The 19624-nt window shown below is 64.7% G+C and carries 18 protein-coding genes; 14 read left to right on the plus strand and 4 right to left on the minus strand.

Annotated features, from left to right (window positions below):
• Nucleotides 1–5 precede the first annotated feature (5 nt).
• The 8 genes from rfbD (at nucleotide 6) to PH256_RS05820 (ending at nucleotide 6445) form a co-directional block, all read left to right on the plus strand.
• On the plus strand, nucleotides 6–902 hold the full coding sequence (gene rfbD / locus PH256_RS05785; RefSeq protein WP_270913352.1) for a dTDP-4-dehydrorhamnose reductase: 897 nt from the start codon (nucleotides 6–8) through the stop codon (nucleotides 900–902).
• 37 nt (nucleotides 903–939) lie between these two features.
• Nucleotides 940–1998, plus strand: a complete 1059-nt coding sequence (gene rfbB / locus PH256_RS05790) for a dTDP-glucose 4,6-dehydratase (protein ID WP_270913353.1) — start codon at nucleotides 940–942, stop codon at nucleotides 1996–1998.
• Between the two features lie 66 nt (nucleotides 1999–2064).
• The gene (locus PH256_RS05795; protein WP_087182969.1) at nucleotides 2065–2496 is read left to right on the plus strand and encodes a hypothetical protein; all 432 of its coding nucleotides are present in this window, start codon (nucleotides 2065–2067) and stop codon (nucleotides 2494–2496) included.
• On the plus strand, nucleotides 2493–2987 hold the full coding sequence (locus PH256_RS05800) for a GNAT family N-acetyltransferase (protein WP_270913354.1): 495 nt from the start codon (nucleotides 2493–2495) through the stop codon (nucleotides 2985–2987). The genes PH256_RS05795 and PH256_RS05800 overlap by 4 nt, the downstream gene beginning before the upstream one ends.
• 151 nt (nucleotides 2988–3138) lie before the next feature.
• Nucleotides 3139–4266 (plus strand): helix-turn-helix transcriptional regulator, encoded by a 1128-nt coding sequence (locus PH256_RS05805; RefSeq protein ID WP_270913355.1) that lies wholly within the window; start codon nucleotides 3139–3141, stop codon nucleotides 4264–4266.
• 153 nt (nucleotides 4267–4419) lie between these two features.
• Nucleotides 4420–5136 (plus strand): AAA family ATPase, encoded by a 717-nt coding sequence (locus tag PH256_RS05810; RefSeq protein WP_270913356.1) that lies wholly within the window; start codon nucleotides 4420–4422, stop codon nucleotides 5134–5136.
• A gap of 68 nt (nucleotides 5137–5204) precedes the next feature.
• Entirely contained in the window at nucleotides 5205–5483 is a 279-nt protein-coding gene (locus PH256_RS05815) for a hypothetical protein (protein ID WP_270913357.1), read from the plus strand.
• 95 nt (nucleotides 5484–5578) lie between these two features.
• Entirely contained in the window at nucleotides 5579–6445 is an 867-nt protein-coding gene (locus PH256_RS05820; protein ID WP_270913358.1) for a MerR family transcriptional regulator, read from the plus strand.
• A gap of 294 nt (nucleotides 6446–6739) precedes the next feature.
• On the opposite strand, the gene PH256_RS05825 is transcribed toward PH256_RS05820, so the two are convergent.
• The 3 genes from PH256_RS05825 to PH256_RS05835 all read right to left on the minus strand — a co-directional run bounded on the left by PH256_RS05825 (nucleotide 6740) and on the right by PH256_RS05835 (nucleotide 10933).
• On the minus strand, nucleotides 6740–8686 hold the full coding sequence (locus PH256_RS05825) for an oxidoreductase (protein ID WP_270913359.1): 1947 nt from the start codon (nucleotides 8684–8686) through the stop codon (nucleotides 6740–6742).
• A gap of 258 nt (nucleotides 8687–8944) precedes the next feature.
• A complete protein-coding gene (locus PH256_RS05830) occupies nucleotides 8945–10018 on the minus strand; it encodes a helix-turn-helix transcriptional regulator (protein ID WP_270913360.1) in 1074 nt (357 codons plus the stop codon).
• A 39-nt stretch (nucleotides 10019–10057) separates the two neighbouring features.
• The gene (locus PH256_RS05835; RefSeq protein WP_270913361.1) at nucleotides 10058–10933 is read right to left on the minus strand and encodes an NAD(P)H-hydrate dehydratase; all 876 of its coding nucleotides are present in this window, start codon (nucleotides 10931–10933) and stop codon (nucleotides 10058–10060) included.
• Nucleotides 10934–11063: 130 nt separating this feature from the next.
• Between PH256_RS05835 and PH256_RS05840 the strand changes: the two genes are divergently transcribed.
• Nucleotides 11064–11768 carry an NAD-dependent protein deacylase gene (locus PH256_RS05840; RefSeq protein ID WP_270913362.1) on the plus strand — a complete coding sequence of 235 codons (705 nt, stop codon included), beginning with the start codon at nucleotides 11064–11066 and terminating at the stop codon, nucleotides 11766–11768.
• 142 nt (nucleotides 11769–11910) lie between these two features.
• A complete protein-coding gene (locus PH256_RS05845; RefSeq protein WP_270913363.1) occupies nucleotides 11911–12432 on the plus strand; it encodes a hypothetical protein in 522 nt (173 codons plus the stop codon).
• 75 nt (nucleotides 12433–12507) lie between these two features.
• Here the strand turns inward: PH256_RS05845 and PH256_RS05850 are convergent, their stop codons facing one another.
• The gene (locus PH256_RS05850) at nucleotides 12508–13017 is read right to left on the minus strand and encodes a hypothetical protein (RefSeq protein WP_087182979.1); all 510 of its coding nucleotides are present in this window, start codon (nucleotides 13015–13017) and stop codon (nucleotides 12508–12510) included.
• A 179-nt stretch (nucleotides 13018–13196) separates the two neighbouring features.
• On the opposite strand from PH256_RS05850, the gene PH256_RS05855 reads away from it, so the two are divergent.
• From PH256_RS05855 to PH256_RS05870, 4 genes are all read left to right on the plus strand, one after another.
• On the plus strand, nucleotides 13197–14153 hold the full coding sequence (locus PH256_RS05855; protein ID WP_270913364.1) for a D-2-hydroxyacid dehydrogenase: 957 nt from the start codon (nucleotides 13197–13199) through the stop codon (nucleotides 14151–14153).
• Nucleotides 14154–14203: 50 nt separating this feature from the next.
• Nucleotides 14204–15547, plus strand: coding sequence for an MATE family efflux transporter (locus tag PH256_RS05860; protein WP_270913365.1), 1344 nt, complete (start codon nucleotides 14204–14206; stop codon nucleotides 15545–15547).
• A 52-nt stretch (nucleotides 15548–15599) separates the two neighbouring features.
• A complete protein-coding gene (locus PH256_RS05865) occupies nucleotides 15600–16370 on the plus strand; it encodes a DUF4261 domain-containing protein (protein ID WP_270913366.1) in 771 nt (256 codons plus the stop codon).
• Between the two features lie 87 nt (nucleotides 16371–16457).
• A complete protein-coding gene (locus tag PH256_RS05870) occupies nucleotides 16458–19595 on the plus strand; it encodes a suppressor of fused domain protein (RefSeq protein ID WP_270913367.1) in 3138 nt (1045 codons plus the stop codon).
• Nucleotides 19596–19624 lie beyond the last annotated feature (29 nt).

Genomic DNA, 19624 nt, shown 5'->3' on the forward strand with positions numbered 1-19624 from the left:
TTTGCATGAAGATTCTCATCACCGGCGCCAGCGGTCAGCTGGGCACCGAGATTCAGCGCCAGCTGAAAAACGGCGGCAGCGCCCTGGGCCCTGTGCCCGAGCGGCTGAAAAACGCCACCGTCATCGCCACCGATGTGAACGAGCTGGACATCACCGACCGTGACGCCACCATCGCCTTCGTGCGCCGCCACCAGCCTGATACCATCATCAGCTGCGCCGCCTTCACCAACGTGGACGGCTGTGAGACCAATCCCGAGGCCGCCTTCAAGGTGAACGCCATCGGCGCTTCCAACCTGGCCCAGGCCGCCGAGCGCATCAACGCCCGGCTGATTCACGTGTCCACCGACTATGTGTTCCGGGGCGAGGGAAACAAACCCCTGGACGAGAGCGAGCGGGTGGACCCCAAGAGCGTCTACGGCAAAACCAAGGCCCTGGGCGAGGAATACGTGAAGAATTTCTGCCACCGGTACTTCATCGTGCGCACCGCCTGGCTCTACGGCTACGCGGGCAAGAACTTCGTGAAGACCATCGTGAACGCGGGCAAAAAGTTCGGCAAGCTGGAGGTGGTCAGCGACCAGCTGGGCAACCCCACCAATGCCGAGGACCTGGCCCATCATATCCTGCAGCTGGCCGTGAGCCACGACTACGGCGTCTACCACTGCACCGGCGAGGGCATCTGCTCCTGGTATGAATTCGCCAGCGAGATCATCCGCCTGTCCGGCGTGGACGCCACCGTAGCCCCCTGCACCAGCGCGGAATATTCCGCCAAGCACCCCGCCGCCGCCGACCGCCCCGCCTGGAGCGCGCTGGAAAACCGGATGCTGGCCTGCACCGTGGGCAACCACATGCGGGACTGGAAGGTGGCCCTGGCCGACTTCTTCGCCCACTGGAACGGCGAATGATTTTTCTTATCTGATTGAATAAGGAGTATTAAAATAGATGAAACGCTATCTCATCACCGGCTGCGCCGGCTTTATCGGTTCCAACTTTGTTTACTACATGTTGAATAAGTATAAGGGAATCCAGCTGGTAAACCTGGATAAGCTCACCTACGCGGGCAACCTGGAGAACCTGAAGGGTGTGGAGGGCGACGAGCGCCACATCTTCGTGCAGGGCGACATCTGCGACCGTGAGCTGGTGAGCGGCCTGTTCGAGAAATACGATTTTGATTACGTGATCAACTTCGCCGCCGAGAGCCATGTGGACCGCTCCATCACCAACCCCGAGATTTTCGTGGAGACCAACGTGCTGGGCACCGTGAACCTGCTGCAGTGCGCCAAGAACGCCTGGTTCAAGGACGGCAAGTGGGCCGAGGGCAAGAAGTACATCCAGGTTTCCACCGACGAGGTGTACGGCTCCCTGGGCGAGGAGGGCTACTTCATGGAGACCACCCCGCTGTGCCCCCACAGCCCCTACTCCTCCTCCAAGGCCAGCGCCGACATGTTCGTCATGGCCTTCCACGATACCTACGGCATGCCGGTGAACATCACCCGCTGCTCCAACAACTACGGCCCCTATCAGTTCCCCGAGAAGCTGATCCCCCTGATGATCAACAACGTGAAGAACCACAAGCAGCTGCCCGTGTACGGCGACGGCATGAACGTGCGCGACTGGCTGTATGTGGAGGACCACTGCAAGGCCATCGACATGGTGGCCGAGGGCGGCCGGGACGGCGAGGTCTACAACGTGGGCGGCCACAACGAGCGCCCCAACATCTTCATCGTGAAGACCATCATCAACCAGCTGCACGACCGGCTGAAGGATGAGGGCATCAACGAGGGCCTGATCAAGTACGTGGCCGACCGCCTGGGCCACGACCGCCGCTACGGCATCGACCCCACCAAGATCAAGGAGGAGCTGGGCTGGTACCCGGAGACTACCTTCGAGGTGGGCATCGTGAAGACCATCGACTGGTACCTGGCCAACGAAGAGTGGATGAACAACGTGACCAGCGGCAACTACCAGAAGTACTACGAAGAGATGTACAAGAATAAGTAAACCGCAACCAAACGGGCCCTTCGGCAACACGAAGGGCCCGCTGCGGTATCAAGGAGGAACACACCCATGAAAAAACGGGACCTGCTGATTCTGGCCTTTCTGCCCACCGTGGCTGGCATCGTGCTGGTGAATCTGGTGGTGCTGCTGGGCGGCAGCACCGGGGCCATGATCGGGCTGCAGGCGGCGTTGTCCGCCGCGCTGGTGGCGGTGTGGTACGCGCTGGGGCACTGGTGCTCCCGGGAGGATAAGCGCCCCTGGCCCGGCTTCTGGCTGCTGCAGTGGTGGGGCGTGGCCAATGTGGTATTCGGCTTTCTGCCCTCGGTGGGGGTGCTGGGCTCCTTGAGCCAGATGTACGGCGCCTGCATGAGCCTGATGCTGGCCTCGGCGGCTGAGCTGCTGGGCGGGGCGTATCTGCCTTTGCAGGCGGCCCTCACCCTGGCCCTTACCAGCGCGGCCTATCTGCTGGGCTTTGCCGCAAAGCAAAGGAGGAGCCTGTGAGCGAATTTGTAATGGAGCGGGCTACCATGGCGGACCTGCCTGCCATGATGACCCTGTATGCCCACGCCAGGCAGTTTATGGCCGAGCAGGGCAACCCGGGCCAGTGGGGCGATTCCTACCCGGATGAGGCCCAGCTCACCGAGGATATTGAATCCGGCGGGGCCTGGCTTTGCCGGGAGAACGGGGCGTTGCTGGCGGCTTTTTATTTCGCCCCCGGGCCGGATGAGGACTATGCCGTCATCCGGGACGGCAGCTGGCTGGAGGAGGAGCGGCCCTATTGGGTCATCCACCGGGTGGCCTCCTACGGCGGCAGGGGCGCGGCGGCCTGGTGCCTGGACTGGTGCTGGCAGCGGTGCGACAACCTGCGCATCGATACCCACCGGGACAACCTGCCCATGCAGCGGCTGCTGGAAAAATGCGGCTTCGGGCTGCGGGGCATGGTGAGCTGCCGCCACGGCGGCGAGCGGCTGGCCTACCAGAAGCTGCGGTGATCGGAATAGAGAGAGCGTCACAGCAAGACGCTCTCTTTTTTGCAAAAAAAAACGGCAATTCCCGTCTTCCGGGAGCAAATTCCCGCCCGGCGGGGTGGCGGCGGGAGGGGATTCCTGCTACAATGAAGCCGAACGAAAGGAGGGGCCGGGCATGGAAAACGGAACGGAACCCGGAATGGAGCAGGGCTTCAGCGAGCGGCTCAAACGCTATCGAAAAGAAAAGAACCTGACCCAGCAGCAGCTGGCGGACGCGCTGGGGGTGAGCAACAAAAGCGTCTCCCGCTGGGAGTCGGGCGGGGGCTACCCGGACCTGCCGCTGCTGGTGCCGCTGGCAAAGACGCTGGGGGTCACGGCGGACGATCTTCTGGACGAGGAAAAGCCGGTGCGGGCGCTGACTCGGGCGGACTGGCAGGGGCTGCTCTCCTTTGCCTTCGCGCTGGGCGGCGGGCTGCTGTTTTATCTGCTGGCCACCTTTGCGCCGCTGGTGGTGTGCTATGCGGTGTATCTGGGCTGCCTTTGCTACGGGGCCTATCTGCAGCGCTACTACGCCCGCCACAGCCGCTGGTTCTGGCTGGGAGTGGCCGGGATGAATCTGGCGGTGAACTGGTCCGCCGCGCTGGAGCTTGTGCTGCTGGTCGGGATGTTTGTGCGGCTGGGCCCGGCGGTGCTGCTGCTCCAGACCCAGAAGGAGCCAGACATGAACAGCTTCTGGCTGGCGTTGCTGCTATCGGCGGCGCTGGCGCTGGGGGCCACCGCTCTCACCCTGCGCCTGCTGCACTGCCGGTTTTTCGCCGGTTCGCCGGAGGAGCTTACCCTTGGCTGGCATATGCCCCGGGGCCGGGCACTGCTGCCGCTGCCGGGCTTTGCGCTGCTGGCCGGGTTCTGGGCCATGTACCTGTGGCCGAAGCTGCCGCTGGTGCTCTGGCAGCGGCAGGGCTGGCTGTTCGCCGGGCTGCTGGCGGCGCTGGCGCTGGGCTACGGGCTGGCGCTGAAACGGAAGCCGCTGGAGCTGCTGCTGGCCTGGCTTACCCTGACCATGAGTGGCGGAGTCTGGTGGCTGAGGCAGCTGAATGGAATTACCTGGGCGAAGAGCCTTTCCACCGGCAGGCTGTTTGAGTGGAATGCCGACCTGAACCTGGAAAAATATCTGCCGCTGATTCAGCCGTCGCCCGCCCTCTTCGCGGCGCTGGCGGTATTGGCGGCGGTCTATCTGCTGGCGGCGGGGCTGACGCTGCGGGAAAAGGAGAAAAGCGGCGGCACTGGTGCTATGGGAGAATAAGCAAAGCGGCAGGGGATAATCCCCGCCGCTTTTTTGTGGCGGAAAAAAGGCGCGGCGGCCTGCGCGGTATTGGTGGAAAGGAAGGCTCCCTTTGCGGTAGAATAAAGACAAAGCACACCAAAGAACAGCGAGCCGGGGAAGCGGGTGAGTGGATTGAATCAACAGTTTATACAAAGTGTATTATTTGATTGGGAGAAAGTCGGGCGCGGCAGTTACCTGAGAGAAATAGAAGCGTTTCAAGGGCTGGAGCGGCTGGAGCTGGACCGTCCCATCACCTTCTTTGTGGGGGAAAACGGAAGCGGCAAGTCCACCCTGCTGGAGGCGATCGCAGTGGCCCATGGCTTCAATCCGGAAGGCGGCAGCAAGAACTATCGGTTCTCCACGCGGGATTCCCATTCCGAGCTGTGGAAAGCGCTCCGGCTGGTGAAGGGGCACCGCAGGGAAAAATGGGGGTATTTTCTCCGGGCCGAAAGCTTTTACAATGTGGCAACACAGGAGGAAAGCTATGCGGACGCGCTGCACCCTTCCGCCGGGTACCACGAAAAATCCCATGGGGAGAGCTTTCTGGCGCTGTCGCAGAACAATCTGAGAGCGAACGGACTGTATCTGCTGGACGAGCCGGAGGCCGCATTGTCGCCGCAGCGGCAGCTTTCGCTTCTGGTGCAGATCGACCGCTGCGCAAAGGACGGCGCACAGTTTTTGATCGTCACCCATTCCCCGATTCTGCTGGGGATTCCGGGCGCGGCGATCTACTGCTTTGACCAGGGCAAGGTCCACCCGTGTGCCTATGAGGAGACGGAAAGCTACCGGGTGACCGAGCTGTTCATCAACAACCGGCAGGCGCTGTTAAACCGGCTTTTGAAGGAATGACAGGCGGATTGCCGCCGCGCCGGGCAGCATGCTACAATGGGAAAAAGACTCCAAAGGAGGAAGAACGAATGAGGTTGGCGCGAATCCTTTCGCTGGTGGTGCTGGTGGCGGTGCTGTTCGTCACCGTGGACCTGGGCATCAACTGTCTGGGAGCGCTGGTGCCGGAATTGCAGGACGGCATTCCCTATTACAGCCTGCTGCAGCGGTGGTTCGGCGTGTGGGAGGGCGAGATGCGCACCCGGCCGGATTTCTTCTTTGTGTTCAGCCGCTGGCTGTGGATCTCGTTTGCGGTGTTCGTGGAAAACGCGGTGCTGTGGGGCATCAGCATCTGGAAACAGGGCCGGTGAAGTTTTTTTGCGCGAATTTTTAAAAAACCATTGACCTGGCATCTGGTGCATCCCTTATGCTGAGGGTGCAAAACAGAGAACAGGAGGCGAATTCCATGAACGCAAAGCAAACCGAGGCGGCCACTGGCATCTCCCGGCGGAACCTGCGCTTTTACGAGGACCAGGGCCTCATCCATCCCCACCGCAACCCGGGCAACGATTACCGGGACTACTCGGAACAGGACATCCGGGACTTGAAGCTGATTCGGGCGCTGCGTATGCTGGACGTGCCGCTGGAGGAGATCGGGGATTGTTTGCGGCACAAGACCACGCTGGCCCAGGTCTCGACGGCCCAGCAGTTCCGGCTGGAGCAGCGGCAAAAAGAGCTGGAGGCAGCCATCCGCTTTTGCCGGGAGCTGCAAAGCGCCCCGCAGCCGGACGAGGAATTTCTGGATGGCCTGCTGAACCGGATGGACGCGCCGGAAAACCGGGCGGGCCTGTTCGGGGAGTGGACCTGGGACTACAAAAAGGTGGCGAAGGCCGAGGCAAAAAAGGTGTTCACCTTCACGCCGGACGACCCGGTGACCAACCCGGCGGAGCTGACGCTGGCCCTCTGCCGTTACGGCGAGCAGCAGGGGGTGAATCTGGTGGTGACCAGGGAGAGCATGGCCCCGGAATTCGAGATCGACGGCATCCCCTATACCGCACAGCTGGTCTGGCGGCGGATGGGGCCGGGGATTCTGCTGATTGTGCGCTGCACCGCCCTGCACCCGGAGCAGCTGGAAAGCGATGTACCCAAGGCCCGCAGCCGCTGGATGAAGCTGGTTCACTACGGCTGGCCGGTGGCGCTGTTCGTGCTGCTGTGGGCGCCACGGGTGATCGACGCCGACCCGGCCAACCGGCCGGAGGTGGCGGTGGCGGGCGCGACGCTGGCCGTGACCATCGCGTCCATGTACTGGGTCTTCCGCCACTTCAAAAGCTGAAGCAGCTTGCATAGGGCGGGGCTTTTCGCTGGCCCAGATCGGTCTGGCCGAGGTTTTTTTCATTTGGTCAGCTTTTTCTGCGAGGTGCCCAGCGGCATGGCGGCGGACCTGCTTGGCCGCAAGCGCACTCTGGCGCTGGCGGTCAAGCGGGCGCTGCGCTGAGCATATACAGATAAAAATAAAACAGAAACGCCGCGCCGCTCCAGGGGAAAGAATGGAGCGGTGCGGCGTTCTGTTTTGGGATTTTTGGGAATGCGGTCGCGGATAAGGGAAGCTCCGCGCGGGGTCAGGGAATTACAGGGCCTTGGCGGTCTCGTAGCCTGCGCCGATGGCGTCCTTGATGGTGCCAACCTTGTTGGCGTCACCGATCAGATGGTAGCTTGCGCCGGCGGCCTTCAGCATCTCCTCCAGCGCCGGGTCGGCCTTGTAGCCCATGGCCAGAACCAGGGTGTCCGCGTCGGCGATGCAGTGCTGCTGGCCGTCCTTGGTGTACCAGATGCTCGATTCGTCCACCTTCTCCACCTTGGCGCCGCAGATCATCTGCACGCCCTTGGCCATCATGCGCTGCACCAGCAGGCTGCGGCCCGGGCCGGACTCGGTGGCCATTACGCCGGGAGCCATTTCCAGCAGGGTGATCTCCCGGTTGCGGGGGTACAGGTCGTTCACCAGCGGGGCCAGGTAGTCGGCAGTCTCGCAGCCCACCGAGCCGCCGCCGATCACAACGATCTTGCGGCCGGGGAAGGCGCGGCCTGCCAGCACATCGTCGGCGGTCATCCACTGCTTGAAGCCGGTGAAGGCGGGCACCACAATGGGCTGTGCGCCCGCACCTGCGATCACCTCATAGCCCTTGAACTCGCCCTCCAGCATGGCCTGGTCCACGGCGCAGTTCAGGCGGACCTCCACGCCTGCGCCCTCCAGACGGCGGGCCATGTACTGAATCAGACGGGTCAGGTCCTGCTTGGCGATGGGCACCGCGGCGATGCGCATCAGGCCGCCCAGCTCGGCTTCCTTCTCGCACAGTACCACATGGTGGCCACGCTTGGCGGCCACGAAGGCGGCCTCCATGCCGGCGGGGCCGCTGCCGATCACCAGCACGTTCTTCTTCTCAGCGGCGGGGGCCAGAGTGTCCTCGTTTTCCAGCTCAAAGGAGGGGTTCACGGTGCAGGCGACCCGCTTGCCGAACATGATGCCGTTCAGACAGCGCAGACAGCCGATGCAGGGGCGGATGTCGTCGGCCTTCTCAGCGGCCACCTTGTTGGCGAACTCGGGGTCACACAGGTTGGCGCGGCCGATCATGCAGATGTCCGCCTTGCCGTTGGCAATCAGCTCCTCGGCGATCCAGGGCTCGGTGATGCGGCCAACGGTGGCCACCGGGATGGACACGTACTTCTTGATCTCGGCGGCGGTGGCGGCGTGGGAGCCCATGGGGGTGCCGGGGGCGGGGATGGAGCTGCCCCGGGCGATGGTGGTGCCGCCGGACACATGCAGGAAGTCCACACCGGCCTTTTCCAACTGCTTGGCCACGTAGATCATGTCGTTCAGGTTCAGACCGCCGTCGGTGTACTCGCTGCCGGAGATGCGCACGTCGATGATGAAGTTTTTGCCGCAGACCCGGCGAACCTCCTCGATGACCTCCAGAGTCAGGCGCAGGCGGTGGTCGATGTCGCCGCCGTATTCATCGGTGCGCTTGTTGTACAGAGGAGACAGGAAACCGCCCAGCAGGCCGTGGGCGTGGGCTGCGTGAATCTCCACACCGTCGGCACCGGCGATCTGGGCGCGCTTGGCGGCCTCGCCGAACTGGCGGATGATGACCTTCAGCTCCTCCTTGGTCACGGCGCGGGGCGCCTCCTTGGCGTAGTAGGGGCCCACGTTGGAGGGGGCGATCAGCCGGGGAGTGCCGGGCAGGGGGAAGGCCATGTGAGCCGGGTGGAACAGCTGGGGCAGAATCTTCGCGCCGTACTCGTGCACGCCGTCGGCCAGCTTCTTCCAGCCGGGGATGAAGGAATCGTCGTAGATGCACATGTCGCCGGGCAGGTAACAGTAGGTGGGCTCCACGGTCACCACCTCGGTGACGAACAGGCCGACGCCGCCCTTGGCGCGGGCCTTGTAATGCTCCACCAGCTCGTCGGTCACGTAGCCCTTATCCGCCAGATTGGTGGACAGGGGAGGCATGAAGATGCGGTTTTTCACGGTGGTCTCGCCGATCTTGATGGGCGAGAGCAGATGCTCGTATTTGCTCATAGCCAAACTCCTTCGTATGGGGCACAGGGCCGCTGACCCGCCGTGCCGGTTGGGTGCTTTCGTTTCGTTGGCCCAATTATAGCATGGCCGGGCGGGCAAAAGCCCGGGCGCTGGTTGCCATCAACGGCAGGATTTTGTTAGAAGTTTGACGGGTTGGGTCATAAAAACGCCGGAAAAAGACAAAAAATGCCGGTTTTAGCGCGCTGAAACGCCAAAACCGGCAAAATTTGCTCTGAGAATAAAGGTGGAAAACAGAGGTCAATCCTGTTTCGGCCCAAATTCCACCACCAGCTTGCCCTGCTGCTGGGTGAGGGCGGCGGGGCCTTCGCTTTCGCACACCACCGCCTCGCCCCGGCGCAGGATGGCAAGGCCGGGGGCCTGGTAGATCATCTGGTCCGGCTGGCGCAGCAGGTGGTCCAGCAGGGCCAGGTGGGCTGCGTCCAGCCGCATCTTCTGGTCCGCGCCGGTCTCGCTATAGCGAAGGTTCTGCAAAAACCGCTTGCGGTAGACGCTGGGCAGGATGCCGTACATCTCCTTGAAGGCGGCGGCGTAGGCCTTGGCGCTGGCCATGCCGCAGTCCAGCGCGATGGCCTCGATGCTCTCCTTGCCCTCCAGCAGCGCCTCCAGCGAGGCCCGCACCCGCACGTAGGAAAGATACTTCACAAAGGGCAGGCCGATGTGCTTGGTGAACAGCTTGGAGGTATAGGACACGCTGAAGGAAAGCTCCTTCGCCACGTCCTCCAGATGGATGTCCCGCCGGAAGTTCCGGTTGATGAACCGGATGGCCCGGCGGGAGCTTTCGTGCAGCGGCGACTGCAGCGGGATGGAATCCATCGGCCGGTGCGCTCCGCTGGCGCACAGGTCCGCCAGCTCCATCATCAGGGCGTTCAACTGGAAGAGGCTGTGCTCCGGCTGGGTGAGCAGCCGCAGCAGCCGCCCCAGGGTCTGGCGCACCCGGCCCAGCAGGGCGGCGTTCTCCTCTTCGGTGCAGACCAGGGTGGAGAACAGTCCCTCCACGTCGCCCACCAGGGCCTCGGGCATCCGCTCGAAGTCGATGTGCACCGTGAGAATCACGCTGGCCGCGCTGTTTTCCGCGCCGGGGGCCTTGCGGATCATGTGAATCTCCCCGGGGGCGATGAGGGCCAGCTGGTGGCGGTCCAACATGCGGGAAAAGCCCTCGGTGATTACCTCGTACCGCCCCTCCAGCACGTAGGAAAGCTCCAGGCTGGTCTGCTGGCTGAACACCTGCCGGTCAAAGCCGTTGATGCTCAAACTCAGGGGGTGGCCGAACTTCTGGCCGGAAAAATCGTAGTAGGCGTTCATGTTCTGCATGGCGGTCCCCCCTTTTTATTGCAGCTTAGCGGTGGGCCGTTAACGGCCACTGTTCGCAAAGATGGTGCCCAGGTCGTAGAGAATGTCGTGGGGCAGCATGCCGTACTGGCCCAGCCGGGCGGCGCACCGGTCCGCGGCTGCGCCGTGCAGCCACACCGCGCACACCGCCGCGTACAGCGGGTCCAGCCCCTGGCACAAAAAGGCGGTGGTCATGCCCGCCAGAATGTCGCCGCTGCCGCCCCGGGAAAGCCCCGGGTTGCCGGTGGTGTTGCAGAACACCTCGCCCTGGGGCCCGGCCACGATGGTCCGGTGGCCTTTCAGCACCACCACGCACCGGTTGGCCCGGGCATAGCCTGCGGCCACGCTCTCCCGGCTGGCGGTGATTTCCGCCGTGGTCACTCCGCACAGGCGTGCCATCTCGCCGGGATGGGGGGTGATGATCAAGGGCAGGTTGGCAGGCCGGGGCAGGCTGGGCATGGCCGCCGCCGCGTTCAGACCGTCCGCGTCCAGCACCAGGGGACAGCCCGCGCTCTCGCCCAGCTGCTCCAGCAGGGACGCGGTGCCCGCCGTGTTGCCCAGGCCCGGCCCGAAGAGCAGCGCGTCCGAGCCACGGGCCGCCTGCAGAATCCGCTCGCCCTCCGCCGGGTCGATGCCGCCGTCCTCACCGGTGCGGCAGGGCAGGAACACCGCCTCCGGGCAGCGGGCGCCCACCGCCTGGATCACCGGCTCGATGGCCGCCAGGGTCAGCACCCCGGCTCCGGCGCGCAGCGCGCCCTCCACCGCCAGCGCCGCCGCGCCCCGGTACTGGCTGCAGCCGCAGACGCACAGCAGCTTGCCGTAGCTGCCCTTGTGGCTGTCCGGCTTGCGGGCGGGCAGATGCTCAAACACCAGGCTCGCCGTGATCTCCTTTGCCATATCCGTTCCTCCCTTTTTCGCCCGGCGGCATGGCCGGGCGGAGTGTTTTGTGGTATCATCTTTATAAGGTTTATTATACTACAACCGCCCCCGGGCGGCAAAGAGATGCATAGCAAAGGAGTGTGGCCCCATGGACCAGCGTTTGGAGGAATTGATTGCAAAGAGCAATAACATCGTGTTTTTCGGCGGCGCGGGGGTGAGCACCGAGAGCGGCATCCCGGACTTCCGCAGTGTGGACGGTCTGTACAACCAGCAGTGGAAATACCCGCCGGAGCAGATCATCAGCCACAGCTTTTTTGAAGCAGATCCCGAGGAGTTCTACCGGTTTTACCGGGCCAAGCTGATCGTGAAGGATGCAAAACCCAACGCGGCCCACCTGCGGCTGGCCAAACTGGAGGCCCAGGGCAAGCTGCGGGCGGTGATCACCCAGAACATCGACGGACTGCACCAGGCGGCGGGCAGCAAAAACGTGCTGGAACTGCACGGCAGCACCCTGCGCAACTACTGCACCCGGTGCGGTAAGTTCTATCCGGTGGAATTCATCGCCGAGAGCGAGGGCGTTCCCCGGTGCGAGTGCGGCGGCATTGTGAAGCCGGACGTGGTGCTCTATGAGGAATCGCTGGACCAGAAGGTGCTGCAGCGGGCGGTGCGCGCGCTGGAGGCGGCGGACCTGCTCATCGTGGGCGGCACCAGCCTGGCGGTGTATCCGGCGGCGGGCCTTCTGCGCTATTACGGCGGCAAAGAGCTGGTGGTCATCAACATGACGCCCACCCCGGCGGACAAGCTGGCTACCCTGTGCATCCAGCAGCCCATCGGCCAGGTTTTGGGAGAATGAGATAGAATTATTCAATAAAATCACAAAAAATCATTAAAAACAGACAAAAAACTGTTGCAACTGCCCCCGCTGTGCTGGTATAGTTAAGTTATAAAGGAAGATACCCGGCGCGGATAATATTATGAATATTGGGGGCGTTGTTATGGAACGGACACAGAAAATCCCGCCGAAGGCCAAGGCGTTCATGGTATGCCTTCTGGGCGCGGAGTACGCCCTGGACGCTGCCCGTGGCCAGGTGTTCGACGGGGTAAAGACCTGCCTGGAGCGGATGCGGATTGTGGCCGACCTTGTGCTGCTCACCAACCTGAACGTGCGCTCGGCCTACAGCGAGTGGAATTTCCACAGTCTGCCCCCCTGCACGGCGGTGTGCATCAAGCGGCGGGAGCTGGCCCATTGCGTGAACGAGCTGCTGGGCCGGGGCTACGACCGGCAGAAGGTTCTGGTGGTGGGCTTCGGGCCTCAGTGCCTGGCGGCGGCGGAGAAAAACGGCGTGCTGTTTTACCCCATTCTGCCGGGGCAGGAGGCGGTGTGCTGGCACTCGCTGGAGGAGGAAGCCCTGCCCAAGCTTTTGCACGGCACCTACGCAGGCGACTATCAGCAGCGGCTGATGGCCCGCCACACCGCGGCGCTGGCCCTGGCGGGCGGCGAAGCGCCCGAGCCCTGATACAAAACAGCGGTATTGCCAAAAAAAGGGAGCGTTCTGCGAAGGAACGCTCCCTTTGTGTTTGGATGATGATGTTTACGCGGACTGCTGCACCCGCACCAAAAAGAAGTACCGCACCGAGCCGCGCCAGCCAAAGCCCGCCTCCACCTGATAGAGATACAGGCCCGGAGTGCTGGGGCAGATGATCTGACCGTCGCTCACGTCGGCCAGCTCCACAAAGTTTTCCAGCGCATCGTCCGACGCGCGCTGGATGCGCAGCGTTTTGGGCGGCAGCGAGAAATTGATGTCCAGCACGCTGTTGGGGGCCAGGTCCACCGGATACAGCTGCTCCAGCAGGGTGGAGCTGGTGTAGGCAGGGGTGTTCTTGGCTACGGTGGTGAAGAAGTTCCACTCGTAGCCGGCCCGGAAGACCATCTTGTCGTTCAGGTTCATGTCCCCGTTCACCGTGATGGTGATGGTGGGCAGAGCCTGCTCCGGGTCCTTCACGTCCATATTTTCCCGGATCAGCACCGTGATGATGATGGCCACGGTCATGAGCACCGCGCCCAGCAGCAGCTTGCGGATCACAAGCCTTGGCGTATACATGCAAAAGCCCCCTCGCACTGGTCGCCGCCGGAGCGTCCGGCGGGTAGTTACTTTTTCATTATATACGAACCGGCGGCAAAAATCCAGCGGCGGGGGTTGAAGGGCCCTGCAAAAGCAGGTAAAATTACAAAAGAGACAAAAACGGGGCACAAATGCCCTGCAAAGGGGGAGAAGAACCGATGAAAATCGTTGTGCTGGACAGCTACTGTGTGCGCCCGGGAGACCTGGAGTGGAGCGGCTTGTATGATCTGGCGGATGTGGTGGAGGAATACCCCCGCACCAGCTATGAACTGCTGGCCGATCACCTGCGGGACGCGGATTTTGCGGTGAGCAACAAGTGCCGCATCGACGATGCGGTGCTGGACGCCTGCCCGCGCCTTCGCTGGGTGGGCCTGACCGCCACCGGCACCGACAGCCTGGACCTGGAGGCCTGCCGCCGCCACGGGGTGGCTGTGGCCAACGTGCCGGGCTATTCCACAAACAGCGTGGCCCAGCACACCTTTGCCCTGCTTCTGGAGCTGGCCAATGGCACCGCCGCCCGGGCCGCCAGCCTGCGGGACGGCTACTGGCAGACCGGCGTGCCGGATTCCTACGGCATTCACCCCCATTTTGAGCTGGCGGGCCGCACCTTCGGCGTGGTGGGCTACGGGGCCATCGGCCGGGCGGCGGCGCGCATCGCAAACGGCTTCGGCATGCGGGTGATCGCCTATACCCGCCATGTGAAGCCGGAATATGCCGCCGACGGGGTGGAGTTTGTGTCCTTCGAGCAGCTGCTGGAGGACAGCGACGTGGTGAGCCTGCACTGCCCCGCCACCGCTGAGACCCGGGGCATGATGAACGAAGCGGCCCTGGCGGCCATGAAGCCGGGAGCCATCCTTTTGAACACCGCCCGGGGTGCGCTGGTGGACGAAGCGGCGGTGTGCGCCGCGCTGAAAAGCGGGCAGCTGGGCTACTACGCCTCGGACGTGGCGGCCCATGAGCCGGTGCGCCCGAAGGACGGGCTGCTCCACTGCCCGAATGTGCTGCTCACTCCCCACGTGGCCTGGGCCACCGAGGAGGCGCTGGCCCGGCTGAGCGCCGAGGTGTGCGCCAACCTGCAGGCATTTTTGCGGGGCGAACGGCGCAATCTGGTATAAAAAACAAAGCGGGGCCCGGCCCCCTTGGCAAACGGAAAGGAGCGGGTGGCTTGACCCCCTTGAAACGGCAGTTTTTTCGCTATGCTCTGCCCAGCATGCTCAGCCAGTTGCTGAACAGCTGCTTTATTATTGTGGACGGATTTTTCATCGGCCGGAACCTGGGCGACATCGGCCTGGCGGCCATCAACGTGGCCTGGCCCATCACCGCCTTCATCCAGGCGGTGAGCCTGGGCCTGGGTCTGGGAGGCGCGGTGCGCCTTTCCACCGCCCTGGGCCGGGGTGACAAAGAGGAGGCTGCGCTGGCGCGGGGCAACACCCTCACGGCGCTGGCCGCGGCGGGTGTGGTCATGAGCGTGGGGCTCTGGCTGGCCTGCCCGGTGATTCTGCCGCTGATCGGCGCGAAGGGCGAATTGTATGCCCCTGCGCTGGAATACAGCCGGATGATCTGTGCGCTGGCTTTGGGCCAGACCATCAACACCGGCGTGCTGCCCCTTTTACGAGGCAGCCACAAGACCATGCAGGCCATGAGCTTTACCATCGTGGGCCTTTTGGGCAACATCCTCATGGACTGGCTGTTCATCCAGGGCTTTCAGTGGGGGCTGGCGGGCGCTGCGGTGGCCACCGGCTCGTCCCAGATTCTCTGCGCAGTTCTGGCTCTGCCCACGCTGCTGGCTGTGCGGGAGCTGCCGCTGCGCCGGGCGGATTTCGCCCCCCGTTGGCGGATGCTCCGGGGCATTGTGCAATACGGCATTTCGCCCTTTGGCCTCTCCATCTCCACCAGTGTGATTCTGCTCATCACCAATCTGCAGGCGCTGCACTGGGGCGGCACCCGGGGCGTGGCGGTGTACGCGGTGCTCAGCTATGTGCTGGGCGCGGTGATTCCGCTGGTGACCGGCGTGGGCGACGGCGTGCAGCCGCTGCTCAGCCATGCCCGGGGCGCGGGCGAGTGGGGCCAGCTGGCTCTGCTTCGCCGCTGGGGCCTGAGCCTGGCGGTGGGGGTTGCCCTTGTGTGCAGCGTCCTTACCTGGCTTGGCCGCAGTCAGCTGCCGCTGGTGTTCGGGGCCAGCCCCGAGGCCACCGCCGAGGGCGCGGCGGCCATGTGGACCCTTTGCATCGGCTACCCCTTCATGGCGGTGGTGCGCTTTTGCAGCAGCTACTTCTGCGCGGTGGGCGAGCCGGTGTTCAGTGGCATTCTGGCCTACGGCGAACCGCTGGGCACCCAGCCCCTGATGCTGCTGGTGCTGCCCCTTTTCCTGGGGCTGACCGGCGTGTGGGTGGCCTGGCCCGCCGCAGTGGCCCTGGCGGCTGCGGCGGCGCTGGTGCTGCTGGCGATGCAGGCGGGCAAACAGCCCCCGGCGGCTAAAAACGAAAATCTGGCCGGGCAGCGGCCCTGACCACTCGAATATACGGCCCGCAATGGAACGGGCCAAACAAGGAGGAACCACCATGGAAGAGAAAAAGACCGTGGCCGGCGCAGCCGGCGGCACGCTGGTGAACTTTGTGCTGCTGGAGCAGCCTGTCTTCGACCGGGAAAAACTGCTCCGGGACCTGCAAAGCGAATGGGCTCTGGCAGGGAACGGCGAAAAGGAGGCCCCCGCCACCGGCAACGTGGTGTTTGACGATCACGGCATGATCGCGGCGGTGGCTCTGATCGGCGCGCCGGTGCCCGAGGGCGAGGCGGAGCAGCAGGCGAAAACCAACTACTGGTGGCCCCAGGCGGTGCAGGCCGCGGCGGCCCACAAGGCCCATCTGCTCATTACCGTTCTGCCCCAGGGGCAGGCGAGCCCGGTGGAGGCGGCCAAGCTGCTCACCAAGGTGAGCGCGGCAGCCTGTGCCCAGCCCGGCGCGCTGGGCGTGATGGCGGCAGGCACCCTGCTGGCCCCGGATTTTTACCGGGTCGTGGCGGATACCATGAAGGAGGACGTGCTGCCCATTCTGAACTGGGTGTACTTCGGCCTGTGGCAGAGCGAGCAGGGGGTGTGCGCCTATACCTACGGCCTGCAGGACTTTGAGCTGCCCGAGCTGGAAATTTTACACAGCGCCCGCCGCCCGGTGGAGCTGCGGGACCTGCTGGCAAACCTGGTCATGGACCTGCTGGAAGGGGACCTGGAGCTGGCCGAGGGTCAGGTGCTGGCCGCCGGGGACGGCGTGCCGGTGCAGGTGAGCCGCAGCGCCGGTGTGGCCGTGGAGGGCGAAAGCTTCAAGCTGGGCTTTTGAACACAGGCGCGGCCCGGGGAAAACGCCCGAGCCGCTTTGATACAGGAATTTTGATGCAGGAAACAGGGAAGGAGAACGGAACAGGGGATGACAGGGCTGTTGGACGAAAAGACCCGGACCCGTGCCGAGGAACTGGCGGCCCGGGGCCGCTGGTACGACGCGCTGGATCTGGTGCAGGATCAGGTGGAGGGAGCCATCGATCTGGGGCTGATCAGCCGGGAGCAGATGCGCGCGGATCTGGAGTTGGCGCTGCTGGTGGCCCGGCTGGACCTGGGCGCGGCGGAGTATGAGGCCTGGCAGCAGGCGGTGCAGTGGCTGGCCCGGCTGGAGGAGCAGGGCCAGGGCAATCTGGAATGGTGCCGCAGTCTGGCGCTGGCCCGGCTGTATACCGGTGCGCCGGAAGAGGCGCTGCGGCTGGCCCGCATGGGCCTTAATCTGAATCATCAGGACGAAACCTGCCGGTATCTGGCGGCGGTGCTCGCCGCCCATTTCGGCGACAAAGCCGAAGGCATCGCGCTGCTGGAGGAGGGCCTTGCCGCCTGCCCCGGCCAGCGCCGCTTTGCGGATGCGATGGAGCGCCTGCAGGCGGGGCAGAGCCTCGAGCAGATCGAGGCGGCCCGGCTGGAGGCGGAGGGCATCTGCCCGGCCCAGAGCGAGGAGCGGGCAAGCCATGGCCTGCGCACCCCCGCCCAGGAGGCGGTGCTGTGCATGCTGGGCGACGACGAGGGCCTGGCAAAAGCCGCCGCGGCCTTCGGGGCGGAGAACCCCCTCTTTGAGGGCATCTACTGCTTTGCGGACCTGGCCTTTCAGGGCAATCTTGTAAACCTGCGGCTGGACATGAACCAGCGGGGCGCGGGCAAGATCAGCGCAGACTGGGCCGCCGCCCTCGCCGCCCGGCTGGAGGAGCTGGACCGGCTGGCCAAGGCGGCCATCCGAAAAAAAGAGCCGGGCCGCCGGCTGGAGCTGGCTCATCTGCTCGTTGAGCGCAGCGGCTGCTTCCGGCTGGGGTACCAGGTGGGCCGCAGCCGGGAGGAACGGCTTTTTGCCTACCAGCGGTTCGACCCGCATTTTGAACCCTGGGGGGAGCCGCAGTATGAGGATTACTCGGCGGATGAGCTGCCCCTGCCCCCGGAGGAGGAGGCAAAGGCGCCGGTTCCCGCCGCCGCTTATACAAAGGAACAGAAGGACCGGCTGATCGAGCATCTGCGCCGCTGGCTGGGCCCGGTGAACCGGGTGATTCCCCCGGCCGAGAGCGGCGGCGTGGAGCTGCTGGTGCTGGGGCCCCACCGCCACCGGCACTGGACGGTGCTGGTCACCTGCGGCATGGGAGCCGCGCCCATGAACGTGCCGCCGGAGCTGGCGGGCTTTGGGGCGGAGCGGGCCGAGATCATGATGTATCTGCCCCCGCACTGGAACCCCCTTTCCGCGGACCCGAAGGACGCCTGGCCGGTGGGCTGGCTGCGGCTGCTGGCCGCCATGCCCCGGGAACAGGGCACCTGGCTGGGCTGGGGCCACACCATCCCCAACGGGCGGCCCTTTGCCCCCGGCTGCGGCTTTACCGGCGTGATTCTGCTCACTCCCGGCGGCGTGCCGGACGCGGCGGCGGTCTGCCCGCTGCCCGGCGGAGGCGAGGTAAACCTGTATCAGGCCGCGCCCCTTTATAACGAGGAGATGGCCTATAAGCTGGAGCACGAGGCCGAGGGCCTTCTGCGCCTGTTCGACGAGACCCAGCTGGAGCCCCGGGCTCCGCTGAGTGACCCACTGCGGCCCAATGCCTGCCCGGTGAAGGGCGGCGCGCCGGAAAACGAGGCCCTGCTGGAGCAGATCGAAGCCTGGAACGCGGACCGGCAGTACGAGCGGATCCTCGAAGCCATCCTGGCGGTGGAGCCGGAGCAGCGGGGCGCAAAGCTGCTGGGCCAGCAGGCCCGGGCGCTGAACAACCTGGGCCGCTTTGAAGAGGCGCTGCAGGTGCTGGAGCAGTGCAAAGAGCAGAGCGCGGCGGACCCGCTGTGGCATTTTCGGGCGGGGTACGCCTGGTATCATCTGGGCAAAGAGGAAAAGGCGCTGGAGGCCTTTGACCGGGCGGACGAGCTGGCCCCCGGCGATGAGGAGACCGAGCGGTATCTGGACTGGTGCCGCAGCGCCATTGCCCTGCCGGTGCAAAAGCAGCCCTTCACCGAGCGTGTGCGGGATTACTGGGCCGCTTTTTCGGCCCGGGAAGCCGAGCTGCGGGCGCTGAGCGCGGCAGGCGAGAGCGAAAAAGCCCGCCAGGCCCACGCAGAGCTGCTGGCCGGGGTGTTCGGCGGGGCGGAATTCTCGCTGGACACCGGGCTGGATGGCCGTCTGCGGCTGGCGGTGTGGGCCGAGTGCATGCCCACCCGGCTGATTCAGATCCTTCACTGGCGGGAGCAGGCCCCCGCGGCGCTGGCGGAGCACTGGGTATTCTGGGCGGGCCAGCCCGCTGACCCGGATGCCCCGGCCCTGCAGGAGGCGCTGGCCTGGCCCCAGAAGAGGGGCGAGAAGGCCGTGGTGGCCCTCTGGGCCCCGGATCTGCACGCCGGGCAGGACATCGCGCCCGCGGCCCGGCTGCTGAGCCAGGCCATGGGCGAGGGCGCCGCGCTGTGCCGTGTGGAGCGGCTGGAGGTGCTGAGCGAGCCCCGGCCCCAGGGCGGCATGCCGCTGCGCGAGCTGCGCAGGCAGATGGCGGACTGGTTCTGCGGCGGCGACGAGGCCGCGCTGGACGAGGCCCAGTCCATCGGCTGGAATTACCAGAACTATTGCTACGAGCCCGCCACCCAGGAGGACTGGGCCCTGCGGCAGGATGTGATCGCCGGTGCCACCTGCTGCAGCGAGCTGCTGGCGGACTACTACCGGGGCGACGATTCCCGGATGGACCGGTTGCAGGCGGACGGCGTGATCTGCGGCTTTTTCTTCTACAGCACCGAGCAGGTGCCGGAGGCCCAGCGGGTGGAGCTGCGGGGCCGCCTGGAGGATGAGCTGCAGCAGGCGGCAGGGGAGAATCTGTGGATTCTGGGCGGAGCCACCGGCTTTGCCTATTCCTACATCGACTGCATCTGCTTTGACTTGAAGCCGGTGCTGAACGCGGCCAGCGCGCTGCTGAACCGCTACCCCTTCGCCGAGATCGGCTTCCATGTGTTCCGGCTGAACTGCGGCGGCGTGAACCTGCGGGACGAAGCCGCCCGACCGGGAGAGGAACCCAACTGAACAAACAGAAAAGCGCCCCCGGGCCTTGC

The sequence above is a fragment of the Allofournierella sp. CML151 genome (assembly GCF_027853465.1).
Taxonomy (GTDB): domain Bacteria; phylum Bacillota; class Clostridia; order Oscillospirales; family Ruminococcaceae; genus Allofournierella.